The sequence below is a fragment of the Micromonospora sp. C51 genome (genome assembly GCF_018070435.1).
Lineage (GTDB): Bacteria > Actinomycetota > Actinomycetes > Mycobacteriales > Micromonosporaceae > Micromonospora > Micromonospora sediminimaris.
The window spans coordinates 446,856-465,139 of record NZ_JAGPXQ010000001.1 but is presented as its reverse complement, the minus strand read 5'-3'; the positions used below and the strand labels follow the sequence as shown (position 1 = coordinate 465,139).

The window sequence follows — 18,284 nt, the reverse complement described above, 5'->3', positions numbered from 1 at the left end:
GACAACCTCAGGCGGTCAGCATGATCTTCGGGTACCGCGCCGTGACCAACTCGCTCGCCTTCGGGCCACAGGCGAACACCACGTTCTCATTGTCGATCCGCCGGCCCGTCCGCCGGTCCACCACGACCGGCTCCACCTCCACACCGGTCTCCGTGTCGACCAGGATGACGCTGCGTTCCTGGGGGACGAGCCGATGGTTGCCCCACGCCGCGATGACCAGCAGCAGCGGACGGAGCGTCCTACCGAAGGGGGTCAGCCGGTACTCCCGGACCTCCAGGTCCGGGGCATCGGCCACCTGCTCGATCAGGCCCCTGGTCCGCAGCTCACCGAGACGCTCCAGCAGCAGCTCGGCGGGTGTCCCGAGGTTGTGGCGGATGGTGCCGAACCGGGTGTGGCCGTTGAACATCTCGTGCAGGATCTCCAACGTCCACCAGGCGCCCACGACCTCCACCGTGCGTCCCAGCGGGCAGTCGGGGATCCGGGCCCTGGGGCCGGTCGGACGGGGTGTGCCGGACGGTGCGCCGGTGTGGACAATGCTCATCTCAACTCCAGAGGACTCGTTCACCGTCGGCCGTCGAGGTCGGGCCCGCCACGTTCGGGGGCCGGGGTGACGGCCAGCGACCAGTACCGCCGCATGCCGTACAGCAGCGGGCTGACCGGGGCGACCGCGTGGGTGCGTACCCGCAGCACCGTCCCGAAGACCACGACGTGGTCCCCGACGGGCAGGGCATTGCTGACCCGACAGTCCGCGGCCGTGTGGGCGTCGTCGATCAGGTGTGGCATCCCGGACTGCGGATCCGGGACCCACGAGACTTTCTCGAACCGGTCCGGGGCGCCGGAGGCGAACAACTGCGCGACCGGCTCGGCGTGGTCGCGCAGCAGGTTGACCGCGAAGGCGGACACGTCGAGCAGTGCCGCCAGCGTCGGGCTCGCGGCGCGTAGACACACCAGCAGGGTCGGCGGCTGGAGCGCGACGCTGCACACCGACGAACAGGTCATACCCCAGGGCGCACCGTCCGTCGCCGTGGTCGTCACGACGGCGACCCCGGCGGGGTGCGTGGCCATGAGGGAACGGAACTGCGCCGGGTCGACCAGTGGCTGCGCGACGGTGCCTGTCACGGGCTCCGGCATGGCGTGCCCACCTCCTCGCTCGAACGCACAGGGAGTCTTCCGGACTGCCGTACCTGCCGGCCGGGTGCTGGCCCGACGGCAGGGCACCGGCTCATTCGGCGGGCTGATGACCGTCGTCGCCGCACTCGTCGACAAACTCCAGGATCTTGCGTACCCCGGTCTCCAGCCACCCGGGATCGACGCAGAAGGCCACTCGGACCAGGTGCCGTGCCCAGGGGGCGTAGTCGTGGGCGCGGATGTGGCCCTGATCGTCGAGCTGGGGACGCATGGCGAAGCCGTTGCCGGCGACCACGGCGACGCCCTTGCGTTCCAGCAGTCGCAGGGCGAACGTCTCGGCGTCCAGTCCGGTCCGGGCCACGTCCAGCATCGCGTACCAGCCGCCGGCCGGCAGCTCGCTGAGCAGCCCGGCCTTGACCAGCGGTGGCAGGGCCACGTCCCGGTTACGCTGCACCAACTTGCGGTTGGTGGCGGCGGCGTCGGACCGGCTGGCCAGCGCGGCCAACCCGGCGTGCTGCACCGGGGTGTTGGTGCCGATGATGTTCGCCTCCTGGACCACCCGCATGACGTCGGCGGCACGGTCGTTGGCCAACGCGACGTACCCCAGGCGGTAGCCGGTCATCGCGAAGCTCTTGGAGAAGCTGAAGACGCTGTGCACGATGCGCTCCTCGACCGGGACGTCGCGTTCCAGCGAGGCGACGGAGAGGTGCTCGCGTTCGTAGCAGAAGTGCTCGTACGCTTCGTCGCTGACCACGTGCCAGCCGCGCGCGCGGGCCAGGTCGAGCAGGGCGGTGATCTCACCGGGGTCCAGCACCACACCGGTGGGGTTGGCGGGCGAGTTGATCAGCAACACCTTGGTCCGAGGGCCGGCGACGGCCGCGATCCGCTCGACCTCGGGTCGGAAACCCGGCCCCAGCGGGTAGAGCACCGGCCGGAGTCCGGCGAGCAGGCTCTGCTGCAGGTGGACCGGCCAGTGCAGCTCGGGCAGGAGAATCTCGGCTCCGGGTTCGGTGAGGGTCTGGAACAGGGCGGCGAGCCCCTCACACGAGCCCGGCGTGACGAGTACCCGGTCGACCGTGGTGTCCACACCGTTGTCCGTACGCAACTTCTCGACCGCCGCCTCGCGCAGCCCGGGCAGCCCGTCGGGGCCGGTGTACTTGGTGTCGCCGCGCCGCACCGCGTCGACGAACGCGTCGGCGACGTTCCCCGCAGGATGGAAGTACGGGTCGCCGACGTGCAGCTTCACCACCTCGACACCGGTTCGCCGCTCGGTTTCCTGGGCGGCGCGGAAGATGGTGTGCAGACACGAGGAGGGGATGAAGCTGGCAGCGGACGAGATCTCGGGGCTCACGCTCTGACCACCTCTGTTCAGGGAAGGGTTGGTGCTGACTGGGCGGGTCTCATGCGGTGCGGCCGCCGTCGACGGGTATCAGCGCGCCGGTGACCCAGCCCGACAGCGCCGGGTCGAGCAGCGTGCAGACCCATTGGCCGATCTCCGCGCGGTCGCCGAAACGCCCCATCGGGGTCGACGCGACCAGGTCGGTCCGCAGTCGATCGATGCCGGCGTCGTCCAGCCCCGTGTCGGTCCACATCGGGGTGTCCACCGGCCCGGGAAGGATGGCGTTGACGCGTACGTCCGGTGCGAGTTCGCGGGCCAGGGACCGGGTGAGGCTGTTGAGGGCCGCCTTGGTCGCGCCGTAGTAGGCACGTCCCGGCATCGACAGGACGCCGCCGACCGAGGAGACGTTGACCACGCTGCCGCTGCTGACCCGCAACAGCGGCAGCGCGCATCGGATCAGGTCGGCGGGCGCGCGGACGTTCACCGCGAACATCTCGTCGAGGTACGCCGGATCGAGTGCGTCGATCGGACCGAACCGGGCCAGTCCGGCGTTGTTGACCACCGCGTCGAGCCCACCGTAGGTATCCGCGGCGACGGTGACGACCCGGTCGGCGGTGCCCGGCGCGCAGACGTCCGCCGCCACCACCGTCACGGCGGCGGGGTACCGCTCCGCCAGGTCCCGCAACGGCTGCTCGCGACGGCCGACGATCGTCACGTTCGCGCCCGACTTCACCAGGCACTCGGTGATGCCCAGACCGATACCGGTGGCGGCGCCGGTGACGACGACCGACCTGCCGTCGAGGGTCACCGCCGCACACCGCTTTCCGTCAGGGTCGCCACCACGTCGGCGACCAGCTCCTCCGGATGGGTGAGCAACCGGAAGTGGCCGCCGGGCCAGGCACGCAGGCTGAACTCGCGCTCGTTGACCGCGGCCCACGCGGCGACCCGGTCGGCGTCGACCAGCGGGTCCTCCGTGTTGTAGTAGCCGCGGACCGGGCAGTCCAGCGGGGCGGCGTCCGGCGCGGGCCGGTAGGTCTCGTGCAGGGTGATGTCCGATCGGAGCACCGGCAGCAGCAGGTCGCGTAGTTCGGGTTGGTCGGCGAGTTCCGGTTCGATCCCGCCGAGCTTCGCGATCGCCGACCACAGCTCCTCGTCACCGAGTTGGTGAATGGTTCCGCCGCCCGCCAGCCACGGCCCGGCCGCGCCGGAGACGAACAGATGGTGCACGGGGCTGCCGTTGTTCCGCAGCACCCGCGCCGTCTCGTAGGCGACCAGCGCGCCCAGGCTGTGTCCGATCAGGCCACACCGGGCGGGCGGCATCCGCAGCAGCTCGGCGGCCACCTGCGTGGCCATCTCGGCGATGCTGCCGGCGGGTTCCTCGGCAAGCCGATCGGCGTGGCCCGGGTACTGCACGGCGTGCAGGGCCACGCCGGCCGGCATCAGCGGGGACCAGGGGCGGTAGACAGCGGCCGTGCCTCCGGAGTGCGGGAAGCAGACCAGCCGCGCGGTGGGCTCTTCGACGCCGGTGAGCGTCCGTACCCACCGACGGTCGGATCTCCGTGTTCGGCTCACGACATCGAGCGTCACCGAGTCCGCCCGTTCCTCCCGACAATCTGTCAAGGCTCTGTCGGGTGTGACGCGGGCTCTGGGCTGCTACCGGAATCTGTTAGCGCCACACCGAAGGAGGACAGACAGATGCTGGACGGGTTCGTGCCCTGGCCGCCTGACGTCGCCGAACGCTATCGACAGGTGGGTTACTGGCAGGGTTTCTCCCTTCGGCAGCTCTTCGACGACAGCGTCCGCCGCCATCCGGACAAGGTGGCCGCAGTGGACGCCACCCGTCGCGTCACCTACGCGGAGCTGGCGGACGAGGCCGACCGGATCGCCGCGGGGCTGCTCGACCTTGGTATCGGCAGTCGTGACCGCCTGGTCCTGCACCTGCCCAACGTCAACGAATTCCTGTCGGTCCTGCTGGCGGTGTTCAGCATCGGCGCGATACCGGTGCTGGCCCTGCCCGGCCATCGCCGCGACGAGATCACTCACCTGGCCCGTGCCGCGAATGCGGTGGCATACCTGGGCCCGGACCGGTTCCAGGGGTTCGACCACCGTGAGCTGGCCCGCGAGGTCCGCGCCGAGGTGCCGAGCGTGCGGCACGTCGTGATCGCCGGCGACAGCGCCGAGTTCACCTCGCTGGCCGAGCTGGCCAGGTCGGAGCCGAGGCAACTGCCACCGGTCGACGCTGCCGAAGTCGCCCTGTTGCTGCTCTCCGGTGGGACCACCGGCGTGCCGAAGTTGATCCCCCGTACCCACGACGACTACGCCTACAACATCTTCGCGTGCGCCGAGGTCACCGGTTTCGGCGCGGACAGCGTCTACCTGGCCGCCAACCCGGTACCGCACAACGCCGCGCTCGGCTGTCCCGGCGTACTGGGCGCGTTGCTCGTCGGCGGCAAGGCCGTCCTGGCTGCCAACCCCAGCCCGGACCATGTCTTTCCGTTGATCGCTCAGGAGGGCGTCACCCACACCGCGTTGGTGCCCGCACTCGCCCTGCTGTGGACCGAGGCGGCGCAGACCATGCCGGTGGACATGAGCGGCATGACCCTCCAGGTGGGCAGTTCGAAGTTCAGCCCCGCAGCGGCCGAACGCGTCAGGTCGGGCCTGCGGTGCCGCATCATGAACGTCTACGGCATCGGTGAGGGGCTGATCACCCACACCCGCCTCGATGATCCCTTGGAGGTGGTCTACACCACCGAGGGCACGCCCATCTGCCCGGACGACGAGGTCAAGATCGTTGACCCCGAGGATCGCGAGCTTCCGGCCGGGGTGACCGGCGAGTTGCTCACCCGCGGCCCGTACACCATCCGTGGCTACTTCGCCGCGCCGGAGCACAACCTCCGGGCGTTCACCACCGACGGCTTCTACCGGACCGGTGATCTGGCCAAGCTCACCGAGGACGGGCGCATCGTCATCGAGGGTCGGCTCAAGGACATCATCCACCACGTTGGCGAGAAGGTCTCCGCCGAGGAGGTGGAGGGCCATGTGCTGACGTATCCGTCGGTGCGGGACGCTGCGGTCGTCGGTATCCCCGACGACGCCATCGATGAACGAATCTGCGTGTTCGTGGTGCTCACCGCCGAGGCGGAGGCGGCGGCGACGACGTTGTCGCTGCGCACGATCCGGGAGCACATCCGCGACCGCGGGTTGGCGCCGTACAAGCTGCCCGACGAACTGGTCGTGGTGCCGGAACTGCCTCGTACGCCCGTCGGCAAGATCGACAAGAGTGCCCTGCGCGCGGGGCGGCGGGAGCTTCAGCACCGCTGAGCCACCGTCCCGGCACCTTGCTGAGGAGGGCCTGCACACCGATGACCAATCCGACGGACACCCGGCGCGACCGCGCGTACGGGGAGATCCTCAGACTGGACGAGCTGCTCGACATCGCCTGCGTACGCGACGAGCCGGACCGCACCCTCTTCTTCGCCGCCCACCAGGCATGCGAGTTGTGGTTCGCGGTCATCCTGCGACATGTCGAGTCCGCCCGGGACGCGTTGACCCGTGACCGGGCGGACGTCGCCGCCGCGCACATCGAGCGACTGCCGGCGGCGATGCGGGTGCTCAGCGGGCACTTCGACGTGCTGAGCACGTTGACACCCGAGTCGTTCGACGAGATCCGGGCGACCCTCGGCTCGTCGAGTGGCTTCCAGTCCGCACAGTATCGGGAGATCGAGTTCCTCTGCGGGGCCCGGGATCCGCGTTTTCTGAACACACCCGGGTTCACCCCGGGGGAGCGGACCCGGCTCGTCGCCCGGTCCGAGGAACAGTCCCTGTCGCGCGCCTTCGTCGAGTACCGCGACCGCGTCCGGACCGACGGTGGCCTGAGGGCGGCCGAGCGGGTCCGCGCCGCGCTGGCGGCCTTCGACGACGCGGTGCGGTCGTGGCGTGCGCGGCACGCCGAGCTGGCCGAGCAGTTTCTCGGCGCTGCCCGAGGTACGGCCGGATCAGCCGGTGCCGCCTACCTGTGGCGGTCGACCGAGCGGACGTTGTTCCCGGAGGTCTTCGCGCCGGGGCTCAACGGCGGAGTCGTGAAGAACTGAGCCGAAGCAGACACATTCGTCGAGTCCCGGGTTTTCGGGTACAAGGAGGAACCGCAATGACTGTCAGTGGTGCCGCCGCCAAGAGCACGCGCGACCCCGGCAGGACACAGCGAGTCGTCATCGTCGGTGGCGGTACGGCCGGCTGGATGACGGCGTCGTACCTGGCGGCAGCCTTCGGTGACCGGATCGACGTGACGGTCGTCGAGTCGGCCACCGTCGGCACGATCGGGGTCGGCGAGGCCACCTTCAGCGACATCCGGCACTTCTTCGAGTTCCTGCGGTTGGAGGAGTCCGAATGGATGCCCGCCTGTAACGCCACGTACAAGCTGGCCGTCCGGTTCGAGAACTGGCGCGAGCCGGGCCATCACTTCTACCACCCGTTCGAGCAGATGGCCTCGGTCGACGGGTTCCCCCTCAGCGACTGGTGGCTGCGCTACCCGACGACGTCGCGGTTCGACAAGGACTGCTTCGTCATGGCATCGCTGTGTGATGCCGAGCGTTCGCCCCGGTACCTCGACGGCAGCCTGGTGGACCAGGGCTTCGTCGAGCAGACCCGCGACGAGACGTCGGCCCGGTCGACGATCGCGGAGTACCAGGGTGCGCAGATCCCGTACGCGTACCACTTCGAGGCGCACCTGCTGGCGAAGTTCCTGACCGGCTACTCCACCCAGCGGGGCGTCAAGCACGTCGTCGACAACGTCGTCGACGTGGCGCTCGACGATCAGGGGTTCATCTCGCACGTGCGCACCGCCGAGCACGGCGAGATCGCCGGCGACCTGTTCGTGGACTGCACCGGCTTCCGGGCGCTGCTGCTGAACAAGGCCCTCGGCGAACCGTTCGTGTCCTACCAGGACACCCTGCCCAACGACAGCGCGGTCGCCCTCCAGGTGCCGCTGGACATGGAGACCAAGCCGCTGCGGCCGTGCACGACCGCGACCGCGCAGGACGCCGGGTGGATCTGGACGATCCCGCTGATCAGTCGGATCGGCACCGGCTACGTCTACGCCAGCGACTACGCGACCCCGGAGGAGGCCGAGCGGGTGCTGCGCGAGTTCGTCGGCCCCGAGGCGGCCGACGTGCCCGCGAACCACATCCGGATGCGTATCGGCCGCAGCCAGCGGTCGTGGGTGAAGAACTGCGTCGCGGTCGGCCTCTCCAGCGGCTTCGTCGAGCCACTGGAGTCGACAGGCATCTTCTTCATCCACCACGCCATCGAACAGATGGTCAAGTACTTCCCGTCCGGGCTCGGCGACGACCTGCTGCGCGAGCAGTACAACCGGTCCGTCACCCACGTCATGGACGGCGTGCGGGAGTTCCTCTGCCTGCACTACCGGGGGGCAAAGCGGGTGGACAACCAGTACTGGAAGGACACCAAGACCCGGGTGATCCCCGACGCGCTCGCGGAGCGGATCGAGATCTGGCAGCACAAGGTGCCGGACTCGGAGTCGATCTACCCGCACTACCACGGTCTGCCGCCCTACTCGTACAACTGCATCCTGCTGGGCACGGGCGGTATCGACGTGCGGCACTCGCCGGCCGTCGAGCTGGCCGACGAGCGGGCGGCCCTGGCGGAGTTCGAGCGCATCCGGGTGAAGGCCGAGAAGCTGGTCCAGGAGCTGCCCACCCAGAACGAGTACTTCGCCGCCATGCGCGCCAAGCAGTGAACCTTCCGACCGCGTCGTACGCACACCTTCCCCCGCGGTCGACCGGCCGCGGGGGAAGGTGGTGAAGGTTCAGCAGCGACCGTTTCGGCCCGGAAGCGAAAATGACGTGTATCTGACCTACGACCAACGAACCCTGGACATTCAGTACTCGCCGAGTTCCTGCGTCGCGGACATCAATGTCTTCCTTCGTGAGTACGCCGAACGCAGCGCGTTGGCCCGGAACCGACTCGAAGTGCGTTCCGGTGTGCGTTACGGGCCGCGACCAGAGCAATTGCTCGACTATTTCCCGGCGCCCGGGACGGGCGGTCCGCTGTTCGTGTTCATCCATGGTGGGTACTGGCAGGAGCTGAGCCGACTCGAATCGGCCTTCATGGCGCTGGACCTGGTGCCACGAGGAATCTCCGTCGCGGCGTTGGGCTACGGCCTGGCGCCGGCGTACCGGCTTCCGGAGATCGTCGAGATGGCCGCCGAGGGAGTCCGCTGGATCTGCCGAAACGCCGACCAGTTGCCGGCGAGCCCCGGATCGATCTACCTGAGCGGGTGCTCGGCGGGGGCGCACCTGGCCGTCATGTCGCTGCTCGACGAGCCCGGCTGGCGGCGGCACGGAGACCGTCCCGATCGGGCGGTGGCGGGTGCGGTCCTGCTCAGCGGCGTCTACGACCTGGAGCCGGTCCGCCGGACATACGTGAACGAGGCGCTGGGGCTGGACCCGGAGACGGCCCACGCCTACAGCCCGATCCACCGGCTGCCGGCGCCGCTGCCGCCGCTGGTCGTCGCGAGGGGGGAGAACGAGACCGACGAGTTCGGCCGGCAGCAGACGGAGTTCGTCGACGCCGTCCGGGCCGGCGGCGGTCAGGTGGTCGACCTCGTCGTGCCGTCGCGGAACCACTTCGATCTGGCTTTCGATCTCGGCGTCCGCGGCACAATGCTGGGTGACTCGCTGACCGAGCTGATCGACGCGGACCGGTAGTCGATCCGGTGTGCATTTCTCATGACGGAGACCACGATATTCACGGCCACCCGCCGGGTGGCGACAGATTGCTCGGTGCTGCGGGCTGCTGTTAGGGTCGGGTTCAGGTGTCGGCGCTGATGTCGCCGGTTTGCCTGACGTCAATCTCACATCCCGCCCGTCGACATTTTCGAACCGAACATTCCGCAGCGGAGTCGATAGCGCGCAAGGGAGCTTGAGAATGGTGGCGGAAAACACCGACTGCGGCACCGGGACGGATCGGGACGCCCTGCGCGCTGCGGTGTCCGAACTGCTCGGCATGGAACTGACCACGGCGGACGATGACAGCAACCTGTTCGAACTGGGCCTGCAGTCGCTGCACCTGATGCGACTGACCAGCCGGCTCAACGGCGCCGGTGCCGAGGTCACGTTCACCCAGCTGGCCACGGACCCGCGGCTGTCGGCCTGGGTCGGCCTGGTCGGTCCCACCGTGACCGCGACCGAGTCGGCAGCGCCCCCGCGACCCGCCGACATCGCCCGCCACGACCCGGACCGAGCCTTCCCGCTGACCCCGGTGCAGCAGGCGTACCTGTTCGGCCGCTCGGGTGACCACGCGCTCGGCGGCGTCGGTTGCCACAACTACCTCGAGTTCGAGTCCACCGGAGTGGACGCGCGGCGCCTCGAACGGGCGGTCCGGGCGTTGCTGGCCCGCCATCCGATGCTGCGGGCACGGTTCGCCGACGACGCGACCCAGCAGATCCTGCCGGAGCCGGTGTGGCCCGGCCTGACCGTGCACGACTTCCGCGACCGTCCGGCCGGTGACGCGGCGGCCGCGGCGCTGGATCTGCGCGACCGGCTCTCGCACCGCATCCTGGAGGTCGGCCGGGGCGAGGTGATCGACGTGCAGCTCACCCGGCTGCCCGACGGGGTGGACCGGCTGCACTTCAACATCGATCTGCTGGCCGTGGACCTGGCCAGTTTCCGGGTGATCTTGTCGGAGCTGGTCGTTCTCTACGACGACCCGGAGGCTCTCGGCGAGGTCGGTTACACCTTCGGTCGGTACCTCGCCGAGCAGGCAGGCAACCGGGCCGCCGAACGGGATCGGGCCCGCCCGTACTGGCAGCGGCGGCTGCCGGCGCTGCCCGGCGGGCCGAAGCTGCCCCTCGCGGTCGATCCGGACGCGGTCACCGTGCAGCGCTTCGCCCGTCGGTTCTTCGACCTCACCGTGGACCAGTGGCAGGAGTTGGAGCGTCGGGCCGGCGAGGCGGGACTGACCCCCGCAGCGGTGCTGGCCACCGCGTACGCCACGGTCCTGAGCCGCTGGAGCGGGGACGAGCACTTCCTGCTCAGTCTTCCGCTGTTCGACCGCGACCTCGACGTGCATCCCGAGATGCCCCGGCTGGTGGGCGACTTCTCCGGCCTGGTGCTGCTGGAGGTCGACCTCTCCGGCGACAGTTTCGCCGACCGCGCGCGCACCCTGCAGAAGCAGATGCACGAGGACATCGGGCACGCCGCGTACACCGGCGTCGATGTGCTGCGCGAGTTCACCCGCGCTGATCCGGAGTCGCCCCGCACGGCGCCCGTGGTCTTCTCCGTGGACCTGTCCGCGCCGCTGATCCCCGAGGAGTTCGCCGCCCGGTTCGGCGAACCGACGTGGATGATCTCTCAGACTCCGCAGATCTGGCTCGACCACCAGATCTACCGCACCAGCGACGGCACCGTACGCCTGGTGTGGGACGCCGTCGAGGCGCTCTTTCCCGAGGGCATGCTGGACGAGATGGTGTCGGCGTACGAGACGCTGGTCCGTGCGCTGGCCGCCGGTGCCTGGACGGGCGCGCTGCCGGAGATCGCGCTGCCGGCGGCAGCGCGGCGGACGCGCGCGGCGGTCAACTCGTCGACCCGGGCGATGACCGAGAACCTACTGCACACGCGGTTCTTCGCCGAGGCGGGTGACCGGGCCGGGCGACCCGCGCTGCTGTGGGGGGAGCAGGGGGTGCTGGCACACGACGAACTCGCCGCGCGTGCCCTGCGCGTCGCCGGGGCGCTGGCCGGGCGCGGGGTGGGTCGCGGTTCGTACGTGGCCGTACTGGCACCCAAGGGCGTACCTCAGATCGTCGCCGTTCTCGGCGTGCTCGCCGCCGGCGCGGCGTACGTCCCGATCGGCGTGGACCAGCCCGCCGAGCGACGGGCCCGCATCCTCGAACTCAGCGGCGCCCGGATCGTCCTCGACGGCAGCGGGCTGCTGGGCCCGACCGATGTGGCTGCCGAGATCCTCACCATCGACCTCGCCGAGCAGGCCGACCCGCTGGACGCTCCGGTGCCCGCCGACCCCGACGACCCCGCGTACGTGATCTTCACGTCGGGCTCGACCGGCCTGCCCAAGGGCGTCGAGCTCACCCACCGCGCGGCGGTCAACACCGTCGAGGACATCAACGAGCGGTTCGACCTTGGTCCGGCAGACCGGGTCCTGGCGGTGTCCGCGCTGGACTTCGACCTCTCGGTGTGGGACATCTTCGGGCTGCTCGCGGTGGGTGGCGCCGCGGTGCTGGTACCCGAGTCGGGCCGGCGCGACGCCACCGAGTGGCTGGGGTTGTGTCGCCGGCACGGCGTGACCATCTGGAACACGGTCCCCGCCCTGCTGGACATGCTGCTCACCGCCGCCGACGACGCCCACCTTCCGGGCACGCTGCGCCTCGCCCTGCTCTCCGGCGACTGGATCGGGCTCGACCTGCCCGGCAGACTGGCCGGCGCGACCGACGGACGGTGCCGCTTCATCTCACTCGGCGGCGCCACGGAGGCGGCGATCTGGTCGAACTCCTTCGAGGTCGTCGAGGTGCCGGCAGGCTGGCGCTCGATCCCGTACGGCACGCCGCTGCGGAACCAGAAGTTCCGCGTGGTGGACAGCCGCGGACGGGACTGCCCCGACTGGGTGCCCGGCGAGTTGTGGATCGGCGGCGCCGGGGTGGCGCTGGGCTACCGGGGCGACACCGAGTTGAGCGCGGCCCGCTTCCCGGTGGTGGATGGCGAGCGCTGGTACCGCACCGGCGACCTGGGCCGGTACTGGCCCGACGGCAACCTGGAGTTCCTGGGCCGGCTCGACCACCAGGTGAAGATCAACGGCTTCCGGGTGGAGCTGGGCGAGATCGAGTCCTGCCTTCAGGCACACCCCGAGGTCGCTCAGGCCGTCGCCGTCGTGGTCACCGAAGGCCGACGCGAGGTGGTCGCCGCCGTGGTCGAGCGCGGGCCGACGCCGGATTCCGGTCTCCCGGTCGTCGAGCGCGGCAGCGGGCGACCGGGCGAGGAGTTCCTGCGACCGGTGACCGGAGCGGCGACCGAGGACGACCCGCTGCTGCTCGAACATCAGCTGGTGGAGGTGCTGCTGGCCGAGGTCGTCGCACCGCTGATCGAGCCGGCGGATCCACCGTCCACGGTCTGCGCCGGGCAACGGCCGGTGGTGGACGTCTGGCTGGGTTACCTGGCGCGCCGTGACGTCCTGTCCGACACACCCGACGGGTACGCGCCCGGCCCGAGGTGGGCCGAGGTCACGGACGCGCGGTGGGTCAAGCGGATCCGGGACAACACGATCGGCACCCGCCTCGCACCGGTCACGACAGCCCTGGAGTGGGCCGCGCCGCTCTACTCGGCCATCCTGTCCGGTGCCGCCGACGCCACCGCGTTGCTGGACGACCCGGTACTGGCCCCGGAGGCGCTCAACGACCTGATGCCCGCCACGGCCGAGTGTCTCGCCGCCATCGCGCACGACCTGACGGAACGTGGCGGCACGGCACCGCGCGTGGTGGCCGAGTGGCAGCCCGACAGCGGTCGCGGCACGGCTCGGCTGCTGGCGGCACTGCCCCGGGACGCGGCCGAGTACACGCTGCTCGGGGCCGCCCGGCCGACTCTGGCCAAGGCGGAGGCGTCGCTGCGTGAGCGCGGGCACCGCGTCCGGGTCGCGGTGCAGGGTACGGACGCCATCGCCGCACCGCACGTGCACGCCTTCGACGCCGTCGTGGCGAACAACGTCCTGCACCGGATGCCCGACCCGGAGACCGCGGCGGCGACCATGGGGCTGCTGCTCGCCGCCGGCGGCCGGCTGTACCTGCTCGAACGCGCCCTCCCGACGCCGCTGGCCCTGGTGACCGCGCTGCCGCTCGAGGCGCGTGCCGGCCGGTTCGACGGTGACGGGCCGGCCGGCTGGCTGCACGGTCCCGAGCGTTGGACGCGCGCCTTGAGCGCGGCTGGGCTGCGTGACGTGCGGGTACTGCGCGCCGAGGCCACCGGCGAGATCCTGCTGACCGCGGACCGGCCCGCCGCCACCGGCGGAGTGGACCCGGACCGGTTGCGTCAGTGGGCCGAGGACCGGCTGCCCGAGCACATGGTGCCCGCCCATGTCGCTGTGCTGCCCGGGCTGCCGCTCAGCGTCAACGGCAAGGTCGACAGGCGACGGATCCAGGTGGTCCTCGAACAGGCGGTCGACCGTCCACGCGACGTGGGCGCCCCGCCGAGGGGCGGCACCGAGGCGTTCGTCGCCGACCGTTGGGCCAAGCTGCTCGGCCTGGACGCGGTGGGCCGCGACGAGAACTTCTTCCGGCTCGGCGGCGACAGCCTGCTCGCCACCCGTTTCGTCGCCGAGGTACGCGGGGTGTGGGGCGTCGACCTACCCATGCGCGATGTCATGCGTGCGGCGACGGTCGCCGGGTTGAGCGCGCTCATCGACGAGCTGCGTGATGCGACGGGTGGGACGAGGCCCGCCGGCTGGGACACCACCGAGGAATTCGAAGAGGGTGCGGTGTGAACGCCAGCGATCTGCTCGACGAGTTCGCCAGCGCCGGTATCCGGGTCTGGCGGGAGGGTCACCAGCTGCGGTTCCGTGCTCCCCGTGGCAGCATGACCGACGAGCTTCTCACCCGGCTGCGGCAGAGCAAGGCCGAGCTGCTGGCCAGCATGTCCGACACCACCGGCAACGCCGCCGAGCAGCTCGACCCGGTGTGGCGGGACCAGCCGGAGGCGCGGGACGAGCCCTTTGCGCTGACCGACATCCAGTCGGCCTACCTCTTCGGACGCAACCCGGCCTTCGCCTACGGCGGCGTCTCCTGCCACCTCTACCAGGAGTTCGAGTACCCGGCGGACATCGACCCGGAGCGGATGCGGCAGGCGTGGGACGGCCTGGTACGCCGCCACGACGCCCTGCGGACGGTCATCCAGGAGGACGGCTCCCAGCGGGTGCTGCCCGCGCCACCGCGCACCGGCCTCACGGTGACTGACCTGCGCGGGGCGCCGGCCGACGCCGTCCGACAGACGATCGCCGGGGTGCGCGACGAGCTGTCCCACCGGGTACACCCCACCGGCGAGCGGCCGATGTACGAGCTGCGCCTCACCCTGACCGCCGACCGTAGCGTGCTGCACGTCTCCGTGGACTTCATGGCGTTGGACTGGCTCAGCCTGCAACGCGTGCTGGCCGAACTCGACCGCCGCTACCGGCAGCCGGACTGCGTCCTGCCCCCGCTGGAGGCCACCTTCCGGGACTACGTCCTCGCCGAGCGCCGGCTGCGGGACACCGACCGGTACAGCCGGGACCGCGCGTACTGGCTGGCGCGCGTCGACGAACTGCCCGGCGCCCCGGCGCTTCCGCTACGCGACGACCACGACCCGGTCACCGCACCGGCGCGGTTCCGTCGCCTGGCGGCCACCGTCGACGACCGGGTGTGGCGGTCACTGAAGGCGCGCGCCGCCGGACACGGCATCACCCCCGCCAACGCCGTGCTGGCCGCCTACACGGAGACGATCGGTCGCTGGAGCGGCAACGACCGGTTCTGCGTCGGGCTGCCGGTACTCAACCGGATGCCGCTGCATCCGCACGTCGACCACCTGCTCGGCGACTTCACCTCGCTGAGCGTGCTCGCCGTGGAGCGCCCCGAGCGCACGAGCTTCGCCGACCGGGCGCGTGCCCTCGGCGAGCGGGTGTTCGACGACCTCGACCACCGGCTGTTCAGCGGCGTGGAGGTGCTGCGCGAGCTCGCCCGGCGTCGTGGCCGCGACGCCGCGGCGGTGCTGCCGGTGGTGTTCACCGGCGCGATCGGGGTCGGTGGCGGCGAACCGTCGGTGGCCGGCCGCAGACCGAGGCCGGTGTACGGGGTCAGCCAGACCCCGCAGGTGTGGATCGACTGCCAGGTGGGCGACCAGTTCGGTGGTCTGGACATGAACTGGGATGTCCGGGACGGAGTCTTCCCCGACCACCTGGTGGACGAGATGTTCGCCGCGTTCGTGCACCTGCTGCACCAGTTGGCCACCGACGACACCACGTGGGCGGCGGTCGATCCGCAGCCGCTGCCGAGCGCCCAGCGCGCCCGGCGGACCGCCGCGAACGCGACCGACGCGCCCGTGCCGGCTGGCCTGCTGCACGAGCCGCTGGTCGCCTACGCGCGCGAGCATCCGGACCGGGTGGCGGTCATCGACGCCGCCGGGTCGATGACCTACGGGGACTGGCTGGCCCGCGCGGCCGGGGTCGCCGAACGGTTGCGCGTCGCGGGATGCCGGCCCGGCGACCTCGTCGGCGTCCTGATCGACAAGTCGTGCGAGCAGGTCGTGGGGGTGCTCGGTGTGCTCCTCGCCGGCGGCGCCTACGTACCCGTGGACATCGGTCAGCCCGCCGTGCGCCGGGACCGCATCCTCGTCGACAGCGGCGCCCGGTTCGCGGTGGTCGCGGGCGCGTCGGTCGGTACGCTGCCGGCCGAGGTCGCCGGCGTCGATGTGACCGACGCGCCGCCGGTGCCGCTGCCGGAGATCCCGGCCGGGCCGGAGCAGACCGGACTGGCCTACGTCATGCACACCTCGGGTTCGACCGGGACGCCCAAGGGTGTGATGATCAGCCACCGGGCCGCCACCAACACGGTGCACGACATCAACGAGCGCTTCGACGTCACCGGTTCCGACCGGGTTCTCGGGCTCGCCGCGTTGAGTTTCGACCTGTCCGTCTACGACCTGTTCGGTCCGCCCGCCCGTGGCGCCGCGCTGGTGCTGCCCGACCCGGCGCGCCGTGGCGACCCGTCACACTGGGCGGCGATGGTGGCCGCGCACGGTGTCACGCTGTGGAACTCGGTTCCCGCGCAGTTGCAGATGCTGATGCACTACCTGGACGTGGAACCCGCCGTCCTCTCCAGCCTGCGCCTGGCGCTGTTGTCCGGAGACTGGATCCCGCTGTCGCTGCCGGGACACGCCGCACGGCACGTGCCCGACGCCGAACTGGTCAGCCTCGGCGGCGCCACGGAGGCGGCGATCTGGTCGAACTACCACCGCATCCGGACGGTCGATCCACACTGGCGCAGCATCCCGTACGGACTGCCGTTGGCGAACCAACGCTTCCACGTGCTCGACTCCGCGCTGCGCGACCGTCCCGATCTGGTCGCCGGTGAACTGTTCATCGCGGGAGTCGGGCTGGCGGACGGCTACCTCAACGACCCGGTGCGCACCGCCGAGCGCTTCATCCATCACCCGGAGACGGGGGAGCGGCTGTACCGCACCGGTGACCTGGGTCGCTACCTTCCCGACGGGGAGATCGAGTTCCTCGGCCGGGCCGACCAGCAGGTCAAGATCCGTGGCCACCGGATAGAGCTGGGCGAGATCGAGGCGGTCCTCGGCGAGCACCCCTCGGTCAGCACCTGCGTGGTCCTGGCGTCCGGCGCCGACACGCTCGAACGCGCACTTGTCGCGTTCGTGGTACCGCAGCGACCGCCCGGCACTGTCGACCCCGCCGAGGTCGTCGCGTGGGTGGCCGAGCGGCTGCCCGCGTACATGGTGCCCGCGCGGGTACGCGTCGTCGAGGCGCTGCCGCTGACCGCGAACGGAAAGGTCGACCGCAAGCGGCTGCTGGAGTCGACGCCCCCGCCGGCCGCCGTGCCCGGCGGGCGGACCGAACCGCCACGTCCGGGAGTCGAACAGCACCTCGCTCAGCTGTGGGGTGAGGTGCTCGGTGGCCCGCCGCCGAGCCGGGAGCTGGGGTTCTTCGACGCGGGCGGCAACTCGCTGCTGGCCGCGCGGTTCGTCGGGCAACTGCGTGAACAGCTGCCCGAGGCCGCCCGGTTCCCGTTCGACGTACTGCTGCGCGCCCTGCTCGACGAGCCGACGGTCGCGGGCCTGGCGGCGCGCTTGGCGTCGGAGGCGGCACCGGAGCCGGTGGCGGCAGCCACGGTTCGACGGTCGTCACTGGTCCCGCTCGGCGGCGTGGCCCAGGGGCCGGTGCGGCTGCTCGTGCACGACGGCACGGGTACCCTCACGGCGCTGCGGGCCCTGGCCGCCGGGCTCGGCGCGGGCGGGCCGGTGTTCGGGCTCGTGACGCCGGACAGCGGCGCGACCGGCGAGATCGACGGCGCCACCCTGGTCGAGGACCTGGCCGTACGCTACGCGGGTGAGATACGGGCCGCCGGCTTCGACGACGTCGAGCTGATCGGCTACTGCCTCGGTGCCTCGATCGCCCTGGAACTGGCCAGGACGCTGAGCGAGGCCGGGACGACGGTGCGACTGACGGTCCTGTCCGGACACCGCGTTCCGTACCGGGTGGACGACGAACTCGTACAGGACTACACCTTCGCGCGGGCGGCCGGCATCGACCCGGCGGCCCTCGGCTGGCCCGCCGACGAGGTGGTCGTCCACCGGGCGATCACGACCGTGCTGGCGGACTCGCCGGGAGTGGTGCCGGCGGGTGCGCTCGGGCGACTGACCGGCGACGAGCAGCTGACAGCGGTCGCCGAGCGGGTTCGCGCCCTCGGGCGGCGCCCCACCGCCGAAAGACATGCGCAACTGCATCAGGCTGTCGCCGAGCGGGACCCGGCGTGGGGCGGACCGGAGCGGGTGGCGGCGGCCCACACCCTTTTCGTGCGGACCCTCCAGGCAGTGGCGCGGCACGAGCCCGAGCCCTACGCCGCAGACGTCACCCTTCTGCGGCCCACGGTGGCCAGGGACCTGCTGCCGGGGGCCGGCGCCGAGGCGACCCGCTTCTGGCCGGAGGTCTGTCTCGGCGAGCTGACGGTCGTCGACGTCCCCGGCGACCATTTCAGTTGTCTCCAGCCGTCGCAGGTGGCGACGGTGGTCGCGACGCTGGCGGCTGGCCGATGAGC

At 71.1% G+C, this 18,284-nt stretch carries 11 protein-coding genes; 6 read left to right on the top strand and 5 right to left on the bottom strand.

From position 1 onward, the window contains the following. Window positions 1-7 precede the first annotated feature (7 nt). The 5 genes from KBX50_RS02135 to KBX50_RS02115 all read right to left on the bottom strand — a co-directional run bounded on the left by KBX50_RS02135 (window position 8) and on the right by KBX50_RS02115 (window position 4,039). Window positions 8-541: a helix-turn-helix domain-containing protein gene (locus KBX50_RS02135; protein WP_210934103.1), complete on the bottom strand. Its 534-nt coding sequence runs from the start codon at window positions 539-541 to the stop codon at window positions 8-10. 20 nt (window positions 542-561) lie between these two features. Beyond that, complete coding sequence (locus KBX50_RS02130) at window positions 562-1,131, bottom strand: flavin reductase family protein (RefSeq protein WP_210934101.1); 570 nt, start codon at window positions 1,129-1,131, stop codon at window positions 562-564. 91 nt (window positions 1,132-1,222) lie between these two features. Next, window positions 1,223-2,479, bottom strand: coding sequence for a pyridoxal phosphate-dependent aminotransferase (locus tag KBX50_RS02125; RefSeq protein WP_307870807.1), 1,257 nt, complete (start codon window positions 2,477-2,479; stop codon window positions 1,223-1,225). A gap of 49 nt (window positions 2,480-2,528) precedes the next feature. Continuing rightward, window positions 2,529-3,275 carry an SDR family NAD(P)-dependent oxidoreductase gene (locus tag KBX50_RS02120; RefSeq protein ID WP_210934099.1) on the bottom strand — a complete coding sequence of 249 codons (747 nt, stop codon included), beginning with the start codon at window positions 3,273-3,275 and terminating at the stop codon, window positions 2,529-2,531. Beyond that, window positions 3,272-4,039 carry a thioesterase II family protein gene (locus KBX50_RS02115; RefSeq protein WP_210934097.1) on the bottom strand — a complete coding sequence of 256 codons (768 nt, stop codon included), beginning with the start codon at window positions 4,037-4,039 and terminating at the stop codon, window positions 3,272-3,274. The genes KBX50_RS02120 and KBX50_RS02115 overlap by 4 nt, the downstream gene beginning before the upstream one ends. A gap of 123 nt (window positions 4,040-4,162) precedes the next feature. Between KBX50_RS02115 and KBX50_RS02110 the strand changes: the two genes are divergently transcribed. From KBX50_RS02110 to KBX50_RS02085, 6 genes are all read left to right on the top strand, one after another. Next, entirely contained in the window at window positions 4,163-5,788 is a 1,626-nt protein-coding gene (locus tag KBX50_RS02110) for a (2,3-dihydroxybenzoyl)adenylate synthase (RefSeq protein ID WP_210934095.1), read from the top strand. A 41-nt stretch (window positions 5,789-5,829) separates the two neighbouring features. Beyond that, window positions 5,830-6,558 (top strand): tryptophan 2,3-dioxygenase family protein, encoded by a 729-nt coding sequence (locus tag KBX50_RS02105; protein ID WP_210934093.1) that lies wholly within the window; start codon window positions 5,830-5,832, stop codon window positions 6,556-6,558. A gap of 56 nt (window positions 6,559-6,614) precedes the next feature. Beyond that, entirely contained in the window at window positions 6,615-8,222 is a 1,608-nt protein-coding gene (locus tag KBX50_RS02100; protein ID WP_210934091.1) for a tryptophan halogenase family protein, read from the top strand. A 106-nt stretch (window positions 8,223-8,328) separates the two neighbouring features. Continuing rightward, entirely contained in the window at window positions 8,329-9,192 is an 864-nt protein-coding gene (locus KBX50_RS02095) for an alpha/beta hydrolase (RefSeq protein ID WP_210934088.1), read from the top strand. A 220-nt stretch (window positions 9,193-9,412) separates the two neighbouring features. After that, window positions 9,413-13,966: a non-ribosomal peptide synthetase gene (locus tag KBX50_RS02090; protein ID WP_210934086.1), complete on the top strand. Its 4,554-nt coding sequence runs from the start codon at window positions 9,413-9,415 to the stop codon at window positions 13,964-13,966. After that, on the top strand, window positions 13,963-18,282 hold the full coding sequence (locus tag KBX50_RS02085; protein WP_210934084.1) for a non-ribosomal peptide synthetase: 4,320 nt from the start codon (window positions 13,963-13,965) through the stop codon (window positions 18,280-18,282). Before KBX50_RS02090 ends, KBX50_RS02085 begins: the two co-directional genes overlap by 4 nt. Window positions 18,283-18,284: the final 2 nt, after the last annotated feature.